Origin of the sequence: Polaribacter marinus (assembly GCF_022662535.1) — a bacterium.
Classification (GTDB): domain Bacteria; phylum Bacteroidota; class Bacteroidia; order Flavobacteriales; family Flavobacteriaceae; genus Polaribacter; species Polaribacter marinus.
In genome coordinates this window covers 24,891-39,516 of sequence record NZ_JAKQYM010000003.1, presented here as the reverse complement: position 1 = coordinate 39,516, position 14,626 = coordinate 24,891, and the positions used below count along the sequence as shown (strand labels likewise).

At 29.3% G+C, this 14,626-nt stretch carries 12 protein-coding genes; 5 read left to right on the top strand and 7 right to left on the bottom strand.

Going from position 1 to position 14,626, the window contains the following annotated elements; translation table 11 throughout:
* Window positions 1-21: 21 nt before the first annotated feature.
* The 3 genes from MC378_RS05310 to MC378_RS05300 are packed head-to-tail and all read right to left on the bottom strand — an operon-like array spanning window position 22 to window position 5,635.
* Window positions 22-1,341, bottom strand: coding sequence for a TolC family protein (locus MC378_RS05310; protein ID WP_242177694.1), 1,320 nt, complete (start codon window positions 1,339-1,341; stop codon window positions 22-24).
* The gene (locus MC378_RS05305) at window positions 1,328-4,528 is read right to left on the bottom strand and encodes an efflux RND transporter permease subunit (RefSeq protein WP_242177693.1); all 3,201 of its coding nucleotides are present in this window, start codon (window positions 4,526-4,528) and stop codon (window positions 1,328-1,330) included. Before MC378_RS05305 ends, MC378_RS05310 begins: the two co-directional genes overlap by 14 nt.
* Window positions 4,529-5,635 (bottom strand): efflux RND transporter periplasmic adaptor subunit, encoded by a 1,107-nt coding sequence (locus MC378_RS05300; RefSeq protein WP_242177692.1) that lies wholly within the window; start codon window positions 5,633-5,635, stop codon window positions 4,529-4,531.
* Window positions 5,636-6,000: 365 nt separating this feature from the next.
* Here MC378_RS05300 and MC378_RS05295 point away from each other — a divergent pair, with 365 nt between their 5' ends.
* From MC378_RS05295 to MC378_RS05285, 3 genes are read left to right on the top strand one after another with little or no spacing between them, the layout of a single operon-like run.
* On the top strand, window positions 6,001-7,191 hold the full coding sequence (locus MC378_RS05295) for a peptidogalycan biosysnthesis protein (RefSeq protein ID WP_242177691.1): 1,191 nt from the start codon (window positions 6,001-6,003) through the stop codon (window positions 7,189-7,191).
* The gene (locus MC378_RS05290; protein WP_242177690.1) at window positions 7,178-8,044 is read left to right on the top strand and encodes an acyl-CoA thioesterase; all 867 of its coding nucleotides are present in this window, start codon (window positions 7,178-7,180) and stop codon (window positions 8,042-8,044) included. Before MC378_RS05295 ends, MC378_RS05290 begins: the two co-directional genes overlap by 14 nt.
* Window positions 8,045-8,048: 4 nt before the next feature.
* Window positions 8,049-8,393 carry an SdpI family protein gene (locus tag MC378_RS05285; protein ID WP_242177689.1) on the top strand — a complete coding sequence of 115 codons (345 nt, stop codon included), beginning with the start codon at window positions 8,049-8,051 and terminating at the stop codon, window positions 8,391-8,393.
* Between the two features lie 2 nt (window positions 8,394-8,395).
* On the opposite strand, the gene recO is transcribed toward MC378_RS05285, so the two are convergent.
* Both recO and porZ read right to left on the bottom strand, forming a co-directional pair.
* Window positions 8,396-9,118, bottom strand: coding sequence for a DNA repair protein RecO (recO, locus tag MC378_RS05280; protein ID WP_242177688.1), 723 nt, complete (start codon window positions 9,116-9,118; stop codon window positions 8,396-8,398).
* Window positions 9,118-11,442: a type IX secretion system anionic LPS delivery protein PorZ gene (gene porZ / locus MC378_RS05275; protein WP_242177687.1), complete on the bottom strand. Its 2,325-nt coding sequence runs from the start codon at window positions 11,440-11,442 to the stop codon at window positions 9,118-9,120. The genes recO and porZ overlap by 1 nt, the downstream gene beginning before the upstream one ends.
* Window positions 11,443-11,528: 86 nt before the next feature.
* On the opposite strand from porZ, the gene MC378_RS05270 reads away from it, so the two are divergent.
* Window positions 11,529-12,002: a CYTH domain-containing protein gene (locus MC378_RS05270; RefSeq protein WP_242177686.1), complete on the top strand. Its 474-nt coding sequence runs from the start codon at window positions 11,529-11,531 to the stop codon at window positions 12,000-12,002.
* A 10-nt stretch (window positions 12,003-12,012) separates the two neighbouring features.
* On the opposite strand, the gene trhA is transcribed toward MC378_RS05270, so the two are convergent.
* Window positions 12,013-12,651, bottom strand: a complete 639-nt coding sequence (trhA, locus tag MC378_RS05265) for a PAQR family membrane homeostasis protein TrhA (RefSeq protein WP_242177685.1) — start codon at window positions 12,649-12,651, stop codon at window positions 12,013-12,015.
* Entirely contained in the window at window positions 12,644-13,414 is a 771-nt protein-coding gene (locus MC378_RS05260; protein WP_242177684.1) for a lysophospholipid acyltransferase family protein, read from the bottom strand. The genes trhA and MC378_RS05260 overlap by 8 nt, the downstream gene beginning before the upstream one ends.
* 197 nt (window positions 13,415-13,611) lie before the next feature.
* Here MC378_RS05260 and trpS point away from each other — a divergent pair, with 197 nt between their 5' ends.
* Complete coding sequence (trpS, locus tag MC378_RS05255; protein ID WP_242177683.1) at window positions 13,612-14,580, top strand: tryptophan--tRNA ligase; 969 nt, start codon at window positions 13,612-13,614, stop codon at window positions 14,578-14,580.
* Window positions 14,581-14,626: the final 46 nt, after the last annotated feature.

Here is a 14,626-nt window from a genome sequence, read left to right as displayed (position 1 = left end):
AATTATGATAAAAATCAGTTTCTAAAAATTTACATTTAAAATATCGCCACTTAATTGTAGCAATTGTAATTCGATTAGTTTTGCGTCAAACTTAGCATTGTTTAAAGCTGTTTTAGAGTTAATTAAGTTAATCTGAGCCTGTCTAAACTCTATAGAGGTAATTTGTCCTAATTTGTAACGTTCTGTACTTCTATCAAAATTATTCTGTGTAGTTAAAACATTTTTTTCTTGAGCTTTTAAAATAAACAATTGATTTTGATAGTTTTCCCAAGTATTTTTAAGATTATTCTCTATAGTTACTTTTTGTTCTTCTAATAAAATTTGCTGATTTTCTAATGCAATTTTTGCATTAGAAATGTTGGTTTTAGTACTTCCTCCATCAAATAAATTCCAAGACAAACTTAAACCAGCATTCAATCCATTAGAAGTAGAAGCTGCTAAAAAAGATGTTGCAGGGTTTTCACTTTTATTCCAATTATAAGAAGTATTTAAACCCAAAGAAGGTAAATAATTTGCTTTATTTATTTTGATATTAAACTCGCTAATAGCAATGTTTTTTTCATTTTGTTTTAATACTGTATTATTTGCAATTGTTTTTTGATGTAAATCTTCAAAATTTATCATTTTATTAAAATCAACTTGAGTTTCAACCTTATAATTCACATCCTTTTTTACTCCTAAAATAACATTTAGCCCTCGTTTTGCATTGCTTAATTGTTGGTTTGCATTTATTAATGTAATACTATCATTGTTTACATCAACCTCTGCATTTAACAACTCTAACTTTGTAGACTGTCCATATTCATATTGATATTGTGCACGTTGTAATCTTTGTTTAGAAATGGATAATGCTTCCTTTAAATTTGCCTTATTTTCTGACAATCTAGCAATTTGAAAGTACACTGTAAACAACTGTAAGTAAGTATTTTCAATTGTTTCCTTTGCCTCTAATTCCGTTAAATTATATGTTTCTTTTAATTGCTGATAATTGTACTTTCTGCCCAAACCATCAAAAATCGTATAGTTTAGATTTAAAGATGCATTATAAGACTTTGTTACCGCTCCATTTATACTTGTAGAGGTACCATCTTGTCTATTAATTGTTTGATTATCTCTTCTATAATTAGCGCCAGAACTAACAGAAGCTGTTGGCAAAAAACCGGTATTATAAATACTTGTATTGTTTTTGGCTATCTCTACATTATTATTAGCAACTTTAACCCCAAAGTTGTTTTCTAATGTAATTTTTAAAGCTTCTTTCTTTGTTAAAATTTCTTGTGAAATTCCTTGTAATGTTGATAAAAAAACAACAAACAACATACTTTTTTTAATGACCTTCATTTTCATCAAATTTAGATTCTATAATAGCACTTTCTACCTCTTCTTTTGTTACTTTCTCTCCTGTTTTTAGCCATTTTATGCCCACTTTTATAGAGTTAGAAACAGATAATAACAATGGCAACATTACCAATGTTAAAATAGTTGCAATAGCAATTCCGTAAGAAATAGAAATTGCCATAGGAATTAAAAATTGTGCTTGTCTACTTTTTTCTAACATTAAGGGAGCTAAACCAGCAATTGTGGTTAAAGATGTTAAGAAAATTGCTCTAAAACGAGATTGTCCTGCAGCAATTAATGCATCATCAAATTTTCTTCCTTCTTTTAAATAACTATTAAATTTCCCTATTAAAACCAACCCATCATTTACCATAATACCTACCAAAGCGATAATACCTAACCATGATAAAATATTTATAGAAAAACCATGAATAAAATGTCCCCAAACAACACCAATCATACTAAAAGGAATCATTAAAAGTAATAAAATTGGCTGACTATAAGAACGGAATGTAAACGCAATTACAATATATATCAAGGCTAAAATAATCCACTTTAACCACTCTAAAGAGTCGATGGTTTTTTTAGCTTCTCTATTTTGACCTTCGTAAAGTGGTGTTACAGAATGATATTTAGAAATTATTTGCGGCATAACGCGCGTTTTAATATCATCTAAAATTTCTGTAGCACTTTCTTTAGCATCTTTTAAATCTGCAGTAACTTGTATCTCCCTTTTTCCGTTTAGGTGATTAATAGCAATATCGCCTCTTTTAATTTGATAATTTCCAATTTCGGAAAATGGAATTCTTGTTCCGTTTGGAGCAACAATACGCATGTCATCTAAATCTTTTATCGAAGACCTGTCTTTTTTATTATAACGCACCCAAACTTTAATTTCGTCTTGTCCACGCTGAAAACGTTGCGCTTGTAATCCAAAAAAACCATAACGGATTTGTGCCATCACAGACTGTAAATTCAATCCTAATAAATACGCATTATCTTTTAACGTTATACTTACTTCTTTAATTCCTGCAGGATCATTATCTGCAATATCTTTTAATAAGGCATTGTTTTCTAATTCTAGCTTTAACTCTTCTTTGGCTGCTTTTAGCTCATCAATATTATTTCCTAATAATGAAACAGCTACTGGATTTCCTCCAAAATTCCCTCCAGAACCAAATATTAAACTTTCTACACCATACACTTTTCCTACTTTATCTCTAATAGAACTCGTTATTTCTGGTGATGAAAATTCTCTTTTTTCTCCTGGTAATAAATTAATATTTAAAGTTGCATTTGCGCTTCCTGGTCCAACTCTTTTAATTACGTTTTGTACCACATCATCGTTACCCGATTGTTTTTTAGTATACTCTTTATTAACAAGCCACACTTTTTCTTCTATAGAAGATATAATAGAATCTGTTATATGTTCATTTGTACCTTGAGGCATATTTAAAGTAACCTGAATTCTATCACTTGCTACAGAAGGAAAAAATGAAGTTCTTACAACTCCTCCTCCAATAGATGACAAACTAAAGATTAATAAAGCAATTGGGATTGAAAAAGAAAATATTTTATTTTTTAAAGAAAACTTTAAAAAAGGAACATAGAATTTTTCGTTTATTTTAGTCAAGCCTCCATCTGCAAATTTATTTACCTTATTAAAAAAAGCATCAATCACATTCTTTTTAGCTTCATTACCGTTTTCTAAACGTTTTCTATCTAAAGCTTTAGAATGTGCAATATGCGCCGGTAAAATAATTAAAGCTTCAATTAAAGAAACTGTTAAGGTTAAAAGTACAATTGTAGAAACTTCACTAAAGAAATTCCCAATTCTTCCATCTACAAAAAACAAGGTTGAAAAGGCAATAATGGTTGTTAGAATTGCAGAAACGATTGGTGGAATTACCTCCATTGTTCCATCTATTGCAGCTTGAATTTTAGATTTTCCTAAATCGTAATAATGATGATAAATATTTTCTCCAATTACAATACCATCATCTACCAAAATACCAATTACAATAATCATCCCAAAAAGAGATAAAATATTGATGGTAACATCAAATTGAGCTGCTAAAACAAACATTCCTAAAAAGGCTACAGGCAAACCAAAAGCCACCCAAATTGCCAAACGTAGATTTAAAAATAATGCCAAAAAGAACAAAACAAGTAAAATACCTATAACTCCATTTTCTACTAAAAGTTTAGTTCTACCCTGTAAAGTAACACTTCTATCATTTGTTATGTTTAAATAAACATTTTGATTTTCTTGATTAAATTTATGGATGTACTCCTTAATTCTATCAGCAGAAGAAAGTAAGTCTTCATTATTTGTATTGCTAATTGAAATATCAATAGCTAAATTACCATTATAATACAATCTATCTGGTGTTTCCGACCAAGTGTCTTTAACTTCTGCGATGTCTTTTAAACGAATGATATTTCCGTTTGGTTCTGTTCTAACAATCAGGTTTTGTAATTCGATACCATAATAAGAACGGTTACTTGCCCTAATTAAATAATCTTCTTGTGGTGTTTTTATATTACCTCCAGTAATTAAAATATTGGCTCTTTGAATAGCGGTGGCAACATCCGTAAATGACAAATTATAGGCACGTAAATCATTTTCTTTAACAGCAATTTCTATTTCTTCATCTGGAAAACCAGAAATAGCAACTTGTGATATACCTTCAATTCCTCTAATATCATTTTCTATGTTCCTAGCATATTGTTTAAGAGATTTTAGCGGAATATTTTCGCCACTAACCGTAAAACTTATCGTAGGTCTTATACTTTCTACTTTTGCAATAACAGCAGGTTCCATGCCAGAAGGAAAAGAAGGTACTCTATCTACCGCATTCTTTACATCTGTTAAAACAACATCTATATCTTTACCTTTTTCTACCTCTATATTTACAGTTGCAGAATTTTCTCTAGAAACAGATGTTACACGTTCTACACCAACAATACCTTTTAAATTGTCTTCAATTTTTAACACAACACCCTCTTCCATTTCTTGAGGAGAAGCCCCTGGATATGCTAAGGAAATATTTATTAATTCTGAATCGGTTAAAGGGAAAAAAGACGACTTCATGCTGAACGCACCTACCAACCCAAAAGCCACAAATGCAATAATAAACACATTAACCGCAACCGGATACTTAATAAAATAAGTAATTAATTTTTTCATCTAATTAATTTTTACAATCATCCCCTCAAAAGCTCCTGGTAAAACTTGTGTTAATATTTTTTGATTATCCTCTAACCCTTTAACAACAACATTTTCATCTCCAAAATACACAGGATGAATTGTTACCAAGCTTAAAATACTATCATTTTTAACCGTATAAACAGCAATATTATCTACCAATAATTTTCTAGGAATTTCAATAGCATTAGCTTCTGATTTTGCTACCAAATTAGCTTCTAAAAACATACCTTCTTTTAAGTCGGGATGTTTTACATCTACATAAGCTTTTATGGTTTGAGAAACTTGGTCTACTTTACCATTTACCCGAACCACTTTTCCTAAATATTTTTTTGTTTTTTCTAAATTAGAAAGCGCTACAGAATTACCAACTTTTAATAAATCTGCAAATTCAGAATTGATAGAGACTTCCATTTCATAAACTCTTGGGTCTATATATTCCCCCAGTTTTTGACCTACCCTCACTAAAGAACCAGGACTTACCAAAGCCTCTGTAAGAATTCCAGAAAAAGGAGCTCTAATTTGATATTTAGACAAACGAACCTCTAAGTTTTTAACATTGTAATATGCCGTTAAAATCCCTCTACCCGAAATAAAATATTTCTCTTTATCTGATGAAAAATTAGGCAACTTAGGAGTAGACTTGTTCATATCAAATCCTTTCAAATAGCTTTCCCACTTACTAAATTCTACAGGATAATCTAATCTTAAATCTGGTAAAACAGCCGTTATTAAATTGTATAAATTACTTTTTTGAGATTGTAAACTTGCATAAAACTCATCATTATTTAAACTTAACAAAGTTTCTCCTTTATAATAATTTGTTCCTGCTTTAAAAAGTTTGTTAGATTGTTTTAACACTCCTTGTACTTCAGAAAATATTTCTATTTTATTCTTTGCTGTCAAATTTCCGCTAGCGGATAAAACAATAGGAATATCCTTATTTTCTACATTCTTTACAAAAACAGTTTTTATCTGCCTTTCAAATTTTGGTTTGGGTTTTTGGTTTTTATCAATAAGATATTTTCCTAAAAAAACAGCACCAATAACAGTTACAATTCCTAGAATAGCTAGAATATTTTTCCTCATAATCAATAAAGTTTACCTTCAATTATAAGAAAAAGAAGGTTTTAATAGTTTGTACAAATATAGTTTTTAGACTAAAAGTAATCTATAAGGTTTAAAAGTAATATGTTAAAGAAACGTTATAATTAGTAAATAAAAACCAAAAAAAAGTAAAACAACACTACAACTTGTAAGAATTTGCAACATAAACACGACTGAATTATAGGCCTAAAAAGAATTGTTAATCAACAAAAATGAATTTAATAAAATTATTGCAATTAGCTGTTTTTTATTATTTAGCAAACAAACAAATAGCTTAATGATGTACCTTGCGTTTAATTTTTTAGAAAAAATGAATTTAAAAATTAATACAAACAGAGAGAAATAATTTGATTTATTGCACAAATACAAATACCGCATTATTTTTCTCTTCTATAGATGAAATTCCATCCCAAATTTGGGAAGATTTAGGTTGTAAACAAAACATTTATTTTCATCCAAATTTTTTAAAATCATTAGAAAAGAATCATCCAAAAATCATATTTTCATATATCGTTTTGGTAGATAAAAACAAAAATCCAACAGCTTTTGCAAATATTCAAATTGTAGATTTTTATTTTAAATCTGTAAATAATGATTTAGGTTTTTTAAAAACTATTGGAAGGAAACTCCATATTTTTCCTGATAAAAAACCTTTAAAATTATTGATTTGTGGAAACACTTTTGTGAGTGGAGAACATGGCGTTTTTATTAAAAAAAACAAAGACAAAAAAGAAATTATAAAAGAATTAGCTAAAACCATCTTACATTTCTCAAATTCTACAAAAAGCTTAAAAAAGAATGTTGATGCTTTTTTATTAAAAGATTTTGCAAATGAATCGTTATTTATTACAGATGAATTAAAAGGTAGCAATTACAATCCGTTTTCTGTAGAACCCAACATGGTTTTAAACATCCACAAAAATTGGCAAAATTTTGATGATTATTTAACTGCTATGAAAACCAAATTTAGAATAAAAGCAAAAAAAGCAATTAAACAAAGTGCAGCTCTAAGAACAGAAAACGTTACGCAAGAAAACATCTCTACTCAATTACCAGAAATGACAGCTTTATATAAAAAAGTTGTAGCAAACGCCAACTTTAATTTGGCAGAATTTAACTTAGACACATACAAGGATTTAAAAGAAAACTTAGGTGAAAATTATGTTTTAAAAACATATTGGTTAAAAGATAAAATTGTTGGGTTTATTTCTGGTGTTATCAATAAAAAATCTTTGGATGCACACTATGTAGGTATTGACTATCAACTAAATAGAGAACATGCCATTTATCAAAAAATGTTATACGATTATATAGAAATTGCCATCACCAAAAACTTAGAAACCTTAAATTTTGGCAGAACCGCTAGTGAAATCAAAAGTTCCGTTGGTGCAATTCCTCAAGATTTAACCATGTATCTTCGTCATAAAAAAAGTATTGCAAACAGAATTTTAAAGCTATTTTTGCAACGGATTGAACCAACGCCATTTCAACAAAAATTTCCGTTTAAAAAAGCAACAAGCACTCATGAAAAACATTAAAGAACTTATAAACCTTTTAAATTTAACAGAAATTGAAAATAATATTTTTTCTGGTGAAAGCGTAACGATTGGAAGTCCAAATGTTTTTGGAGGACAAGTTCTTGCCCAATCATTAAATGCTGCTTACAGAACCGTTTCTGAATTGCGTTTTGTAAACTCTTTACACGCTTACTTTTTAGAAGCTGGAAATTTATCAATCCCAATAAATTATCATGTAGAAGAAGTAAGAACTGGTGGCAGTTTTTCGACAAGAAGAGTTACGGCTAAACAAAATGATAGAAGTATTTTTATTTTAGCAGCCTCTTTTCATAAAAAAGAAGAAGGTTTTGAGCATCAAACTAAAATGAATAGCAATATTAAACAACCCGAAGATTTATTAAGTTGGGATGATATGGTTGTTAAATTTGGCGCTTTTCTACCAAAACTTATAAAACATTTCTTAAGCATAGAACGTCCTATAGAATTTAAACCTGTTCGTGTTCCAAATCCATTAGACCCAGAAAATTTGCCGCCTACAGAAGAAATTTGGTTTAAATTAAAAGGTGATATTCCTGAGATGGATATACCTATGAAACAACAAATTCTAACTTACATATCAGATTATAATGTATTAAACGCAGCATTTAACCCAAATGCAAAAGAGTACAATTTTGGCAACACTCAAACAGCTAGCCTGGATCATTCTATGTGGTTTTTTAGAGATTTTGATTTTAACGATTGGATGTTGTTTTCTGCTGAATCTCCAAATGCTTTTGGAGCAAGAGGTTTAGGTAAAGGAAATATTTTTACAAGAGAAGGAAAACTTGTTGCTTCCTTTGCACAAGAAGGTTTAATGCGTCCAATAAAAAAATAAAATTATGAATCCATTTATATACGTTTTAACCACCAATGGTTTGCTTTTTTTGTTAAGTATTATTTTTTGGAAATTTCCTCCAAAAAAGATCAATAACATTTACGGATATAGAACTAACAGGTCTATGCAAAATCAAACTATTTGGGATTTTGCAAACACAACATTTAACCAAAGTTTTTTAATTTATAGTGGTATTTCTTTTTTAGGTAGTTTGCTTTTAGCTAATTTTTCTTCTAAAGAATTAACTTGGCAACCTATGGTCTTAGTACTTTTATCTATTGTTGTTTGTATTGTTAAAACAGAGAAATCTTTATCAGAAAAATTTACTGATGAAGGAGAAGAAAAATAGTTTTAACTAAAAACTGTTTCTAAAATTTGCAATGATTTGGGTTTTCTAAATCCACTTAAATGCAACTCAAAATAACCGATAATAACCTGTAAAACTAATTGTCTTTCTGTTTTGCTATAAGATATTACATCTAAAGAATCAAAGTTTGTGTTTAGTAGCTTTTTAAATTGATGCAATGTGTTTCCAGAAATCATATGGCGGTCGTTTACAGCATCAGAAAACCCACCATCAAACAAGCTAAAACCTTGTTTCTTATCGTCTGATAAATCTGGATAAAACCCTAAAAAACGAGTGAAATTTAATAAAAACAATAGATGAAAATTGGCCACTCTATCATTCAGGTCTAGCCAAATCAGTGCTGTTTCTATATACTCGAAAAGATCGCTATTCTCTTCTTCTTCTTGAATTGCATTTGATAAAACTTCTGATAAAAATAGTACTACAGATTGCTTAACAATATCATTATAAATGGTTTTATAAGGAAACGACACTTGCACTTCTTTTATCGAATTAAGATTTCCTTTTGCATTATGATTTACAACCATGTTTAACTGTGTTAACGGTTGGAAGTAAGCAATTTTTAAACCTCCTTTTTTAGCTTTTAAAATCCCTCTAATTAAGTATGATTTTAAACCTTCATCTTGAGTATAACACTTCACAATTAAACTAGAGTCATTATATTTTAACGAACTTAAAACGATCGCCTTTGTAGTTATAACCGACATTAATTTACAATTGCAATTTTAGTAACTGCTGTTTCCGAAGCATCATCATTAGAAAGTAAAACGATGTAAACTCCAGATGCAACTTTATTACCTGCAAGATTTTTTTTGTCCCAAATTACCTTTCCTCCTTGTAACTCTTGTCCTTCAATTACATTGGTTTCGTATACAAGGTTTCCAGCAACATCTAAAATTTTCACATTTGTTCCTTTTGGTAAATGTGTTCCGTTTCTTCCATCAATAGTAATCGTTTCATGATTCTTTAAAGCAGGATTAGGATAGGCATAAACATCGCCTAAAACATCGCCAAAAGGAGCAACTTTACTATTGTATGCAACAATACCTTTATCTGTAGCAAAATAAACTTTTCCAGAAGAATTGTCTACTGCAATTTTTAAAATTCTGTTTGATGGTAAAGGCGAATTCTGTTTGCTAAAATTTGCCAATGTAATTTGTCCGTTTGGATTTGTGTATAAAACACCCCCACTATCGGTTCCAAACCATTTATTTTCTGCACCATCAATAGCAATAGAATTTACGGTTTGATCTCCTAATAGTTTTTCTGGAATACCATCATCTAAAATAATTACAGGATTTGCATTTAAAACTGTTTCATCAAAAACACCAGAGGCATTGCTATATACTACCAGTCCAGAACTTGTACCTAACCAAACTCTATTATTAGCATCTATTGCTACAGTTCTAACATTTAAATCTGGTAAATTCCCTAAATTTGGAGTTGCAATTAAAGCTTTTTTTCGATCTCCATTTTCGTTATAAACATAAACACCGTTTCTTCGAGAACCAAACCAAACACTATTACTTCCGTCTACAGCAATTTCACTTAAACCAAAAGAAGTACTTGTTTCTACAGGGCTTAAATCAAAGCTAGACCATTGTCCATTTGATGAAAGTTTTTTTAACTCATCTGTAAAGTTAATATTGGTAACCCATAAGTTTCCTTGCCTGTCAAATACAGTTCCACTAACCCTAATAGTAACTCTACTTGCGGTTTCTACAATACCATTTAACAAACTATTTTTATGATTGTAAAAAGTTTTAATCTCATCATTTTCTACAACTAACAGACCTCCTGTAGAAACGCTATTAACATCATTTGTATCTCCAAACGAACTGATATAAACTCTATTTTCTGCATTAGGGTCTATAGAAATATGATTCAAATCCATTACCGGATAATTAGTATCAAACTTTGTATTGATCCACTCTTCTCCATTAAAATGACTAAATCCTTGTTGTTTTCCAGCAGGAGTATAAGTACCAGTATATCCTCCATAAACAATCCAAAAATTATTGTTTTGTGAAGCAATTGAAAAAACTTCATTAGACAAAGGACCATCGGGATGTATTTCTACATAATCTGTTGTAGACCTTATAGATGAAATTAAAATGCCAAATTCTTTTGTAGCTAAAAAAGCAATATTATTTTCAAAAAAAGAATTGCTTAATGTGAAATCAAAATCGGAAGTGGTATTGAACTGAAAAGCAGTATTAAAAGTAAAATCTAAAACTTTTACGCTGTTATGTAATGTTACACACAAAAATGAATCAGCACTTTTAATAGAAATAATTGTTTCAAAAAAATCTTTTACTTCATTTAAATTACCTCCATTTATTTCATATAATTTTGTGTCGGATACTGTAAATAGTTTGTTATTAAATTCGGCTAACTTATTAAAATTTCTACCAGAAAATTGTTGTTGCCAATTATGAAAATCTATTAAAGAGGTATTATTTATATCTGCAGAAAAAACACCATCTTCTGTTGCGGCATAAATTGCATCATTAAAAACTATTGTTTGATTGATTTTAACAGAACTCGAATTATTTCCGATAAAATAAGTATCTCCAAACTCCAATTTATCGATATCATAAGCCACTATTGCAAATGGTGTAGATAGGTATAATTTGTTATTAAACTCAGAAATATGATTTATACTTTTTTCTCCTGATTGATTAAAATTTACAACATCAGAAGATATTGTTATTGTTCCGTCATCATCAACAACTTCAATTAGGCCGTTTTTATAGCCAATAATAAGTCTTTGAAACGTTTTGTTGTAATGAATTGATGAAGTAGTTTCCCCTGATAAACCTTGTACAGAAGAAAGTTTTTTTATTTCATCTGTATTTAGATCATATGTAAAAACAGCATTGTCTGCCAATGCATAGATTACATCATCTACTTTTACAAAATCTTTTACATTATTGTAAGAAAAAAAATCTTCCCAACTATTACTAAAATCTGTTTGTGCAGAAAAAGTTATTGAGAAAAAGAAAATAAAAATTAAAAGAAGTCTTTTCATTTTAGAAATTATAATATCAAAGATATTTATTTATTGTTATAATAACGATAAAACATCTTACATTAGTACAAATTTGAACATATTTTATGAGTGTAGAAATTGAGCGAAAATTTTTGGTTAAAAATGATGGTTTTAAACAAGATTGTTATCAACAAAAACAGTTAAAACAAGGATATTTAAATTCTGATAAAAATAGAACTGTAAGAGTTAGAATTGCCGATGAAAAGGCGTTTATTACGATCAAAGGAAAATCTAACGAATCTGGTACAACAAGGTTTGAATGGGAGAAAGAAATTGATAAAACCGAAGCCGAACAATTACTTTCTTTATGTGAACCCGATATTATTGATAAAACAAGGTATTTAGTGAAAAAAGGAAAACATGTTTTTGAAGTGGATGTATTCTATGGAGAAAATCAAGGTTTAATTCTCGCAGAAGTAGAGTTATCATCCGAAAATGAAGAATTTAAAAAACCCGAATGGCTTGGTAAAGAGATTACTGGTGACTTAAAATATTATAATTCCTCTTTAAGCAAAAACTCATTTAAAAACTGGAATTAAAATTTGTCTTTTACAATAAATAAATCCCTATAAAATGGCTGATACTACCTAGTAAAACAAACAAATGAAAAATTGCATGGTTGTACGGCATTTTTTTTATAGAATACAAAATTGCTCCAATTGTATAAAAAACTCCTCCTGCAATTAATAAATTTAATTCGTCTTCAGATAGTTTTTTTATCAAAGGTTTTATAAAAAACATTACTTGCCACCCCATTAACAGGTACATTGCTGTTGAAATTTTATCGAATTTTCCTGTAAAAAATAGTTTTAAAACGATTCCTACCAAGGCAAAAATCCATACACAAAGAAACATGTACCATCCCAGTTTAGAATCTAAACCAACCAAACAAAAAGGGGTGTAACTCCCTGCAATTAAAACATAAATAGCTGCGTGATCTAAAATATTAAGTTTTCTTCTTTTCTTTGGGTTTATTGCTGCATGATAAAATGTAGAGGCTGCATATAAAATAATTAAACTAAAGCCATAAACTATAAAACTGGTTGGTTTCCAAAAGCCAGTAAAACTTATCGCCTTAAAAACTAAAAAAGGAAATGCAATAATACTTGCAAGCAAACCCAAACCATGTGAAAGCACATTTAACTTTTCTTCTTTATCACTATATCTGTGATTTAATTTTTCACTCATTACTTAATCTATTTGTATCTTTCATATACTTTTCGTCATTTAATAAAGAATTGTACATAATTTCAAACGTTTTATCTTTTAAGCCCTCTATATCATTCTGTGTTAAGTCTTTTGTAGAAATAAAACGATGTTGATGTACTCTAAATACACCGGGTCTTCCTTTTAGAAAATCCCAAGAAAAAAACCGTTTACAATCATAATAAACTTGTGGAACGATAGGAATATCAAATTCTATAGCCAAACTAAATGCTCCTTTTTTAAACGGAGCCAATACTACATCTTCAGTAGGTACCAAGCCTTCTGGAAAAATAGCCATACTTACACCATTTTGCAACCTTTTTTTTGCCATTTTAAAAACTCTCTTCCTACTTTTTAAGCTATTTCTATCTACCATAATAACTACACGCTTATAGAAAAACCCAAAAACAGGTATTTTTACTAGCTCTTTTTTACCCACAAAAACTATAGGGTTTTTACTCAAAGCAATCAAGACAAAAGGATCCATTAAAGATGCGTGATTGGGACAAAACATATAACTTTTACTCGGATCTATTTCCTCATCTAATTGAACATTTAATCGAAATCCCATTCCGTAAATTAAAACTTTGGCTAAAATTCTAGCCACTTTCCAAAACAGATGATAATGATCTTCCTTAAAAGTAAAAATCAATAAAATAGGAGATAATAATAAAATGCTTACAAGCATTAAAATGTAAAACCAGAATCGCCAAACTAATAAAAAAGGAATTTTTATATACTTCACAGGATTAATAAACGTAAAATCACCAATTTAATTATCTACTATTTAAAAAATATAGCTAAAATAGCTAATCTAAAAAAGTAAACAAAAGTAGTAATATTCTTTTGTTTGATTGGTTTTCTTAAACAAAACCTTATTTTTGTCCTCATTAAAGAATTAAGAGCTCTCATTTGAGTTATTTATTTTAATTAAATTAATCAATGTCTAGAATTTTAACAGGAGTACAAAGCACAGGAACCCCACATTTAGGGAATTTATTAGGAGCAATTTTGCCTGCAATAGAAATGGCAAATAGCCCAGAAAATGAATCTTTTATATTTATTGCAGATATGCATTCTTTAACACAAATTAAAGATGGTGATTTGTTAAGAGAAAACACATATAGTGTTGCTGCTACCTGGCTTGCTTGTGGCTTAGACATTAAAAGAACGCTATTTTATAGACAGAGTGACATTCCAGAAACCACAGAATTAACTTGGTATTTAAGTTGTTTTTTTCCATACCAAAGACTAACCTTAGCTCATGGTTTTAAAGATAAAGCAGATCGATTAGGAGATGTAAATACTGGTTTATTTACCTACCCAATGTTAATGGCGGCCGATATTTTACTATATGATGCAGAATTAGTACCTGTTGGAAAAGACCAACTACAACATTTAGAAATGACTCGAGATGTTGCTAGTAGGTTTAATAATATTGTTGGAGAAACATTAGTTATTCCAAAAGCAGGAATACAAGAAGTAACTAAACTAGTTCCTGGGACTGATGGTGAAAAAATGAGTAAATCTAGAAATAACATTATCAATATTTTCTTATCAGATAAAAAGTTAAGAAAACAAATAATGTCTATTAAAACTGATAGCAAAGGATTAGAAGAACCAAAAGACCCAGATACTGATAATGTTTTTGGCTTGTATAAATTATTAGCTTCAGAACAAGAAATAGCAGAAATGAGAGCAAACTACGAAGCAGGAAACTATGGTTACGGACATGCAAAACAAGCTTTGTATGAATTGATTATTGAGAAGTTTTTAACAGTTAGAGAACGATACAATCATTTTATGGAAAACAAACATGAGATAGATGAAGCTTTAGAAATTGGAGCTAAAAAAGCAAAAATTGTAGCAAAAGATGTTTTACTTAGAGTAAGAAAAAAAATAGGTTACTAAACCATTTTTCATAAAAAACCTCGCTATTAGCGAGGTTTTTTTTATA

Excerpts from the sequence above, each read along its gene's own strand:
- MC378_RS05270 (WP_242177686.1), top strand. The coding sequence starts at position 11,529 with ATGAGTGTAGAAATTGAGCGAAAATTTTTGGTTAAAAATGATGGTTTT.
- MC378_RS05285 (WP_242177689.1), top strand. The coding sequence starts at position 8,049 with ATGAATCCATTTATATACGTTTTAACCACCAATGGTTTGCTTTTTTTG.
- MC378_RS05300 (WP_242177692.1), bottom strand. The coding sequence starts at position 5,635 with ATGAGGAAAAATATTCTAGCTATTCTAGGAATTGTAACTGTTATTGGT.
- trpS (WP_242177683.1), top strand. The coding sequence starts at position 13,612 with ATGTCTAGAATTTTAACAGGAGTACAAAGCACAGGAACCCCACATTTA.
- trhA (WP_242177685.1), bottom strand. The coding sequence starts at position 12,651 with ATGAGTGAAAAATTAAATCACAGATATAGTGATAAAGAAGAAAAGTTA.
- MC378_RS05290 (WP_242177690.1), top strand. The coding sequence starts at position 7,178 with ATGAAAAACATTAAAGAACTTATAAACCTTTTAAATTTAACAGAAATT.
- recO (WP_242177688.1), bottom strand. The coding sequence starts at position 9,118 with ATGTCGGTTATAACTACAAAGGCGATCGTTTTAAGTTCGTTAAAATAT.
- MC378_RS05310 (WP_242177694.1), bottom strand. The coding sequence starts at position 1,341 with ATGAAGGTCATTAAAAAAAGTATGTTGTTTGTTGTTTTTTTATCAACA.
- MC378_RS05305 (WP_242177693.1), bottom strand. The coding sequence starts at position 4,528 with ATGAAAAAATTAATTACTTATTTTATTAAGTATCCGGTTGCGGTTAAT.
- porZ (WP_242177687.1), bottom strand. The coding sequence starts at position 11,442 with ATGAAAAGACTTCTTTTAATTTTTATTTTCTTTTTCTCAATAACTTTT.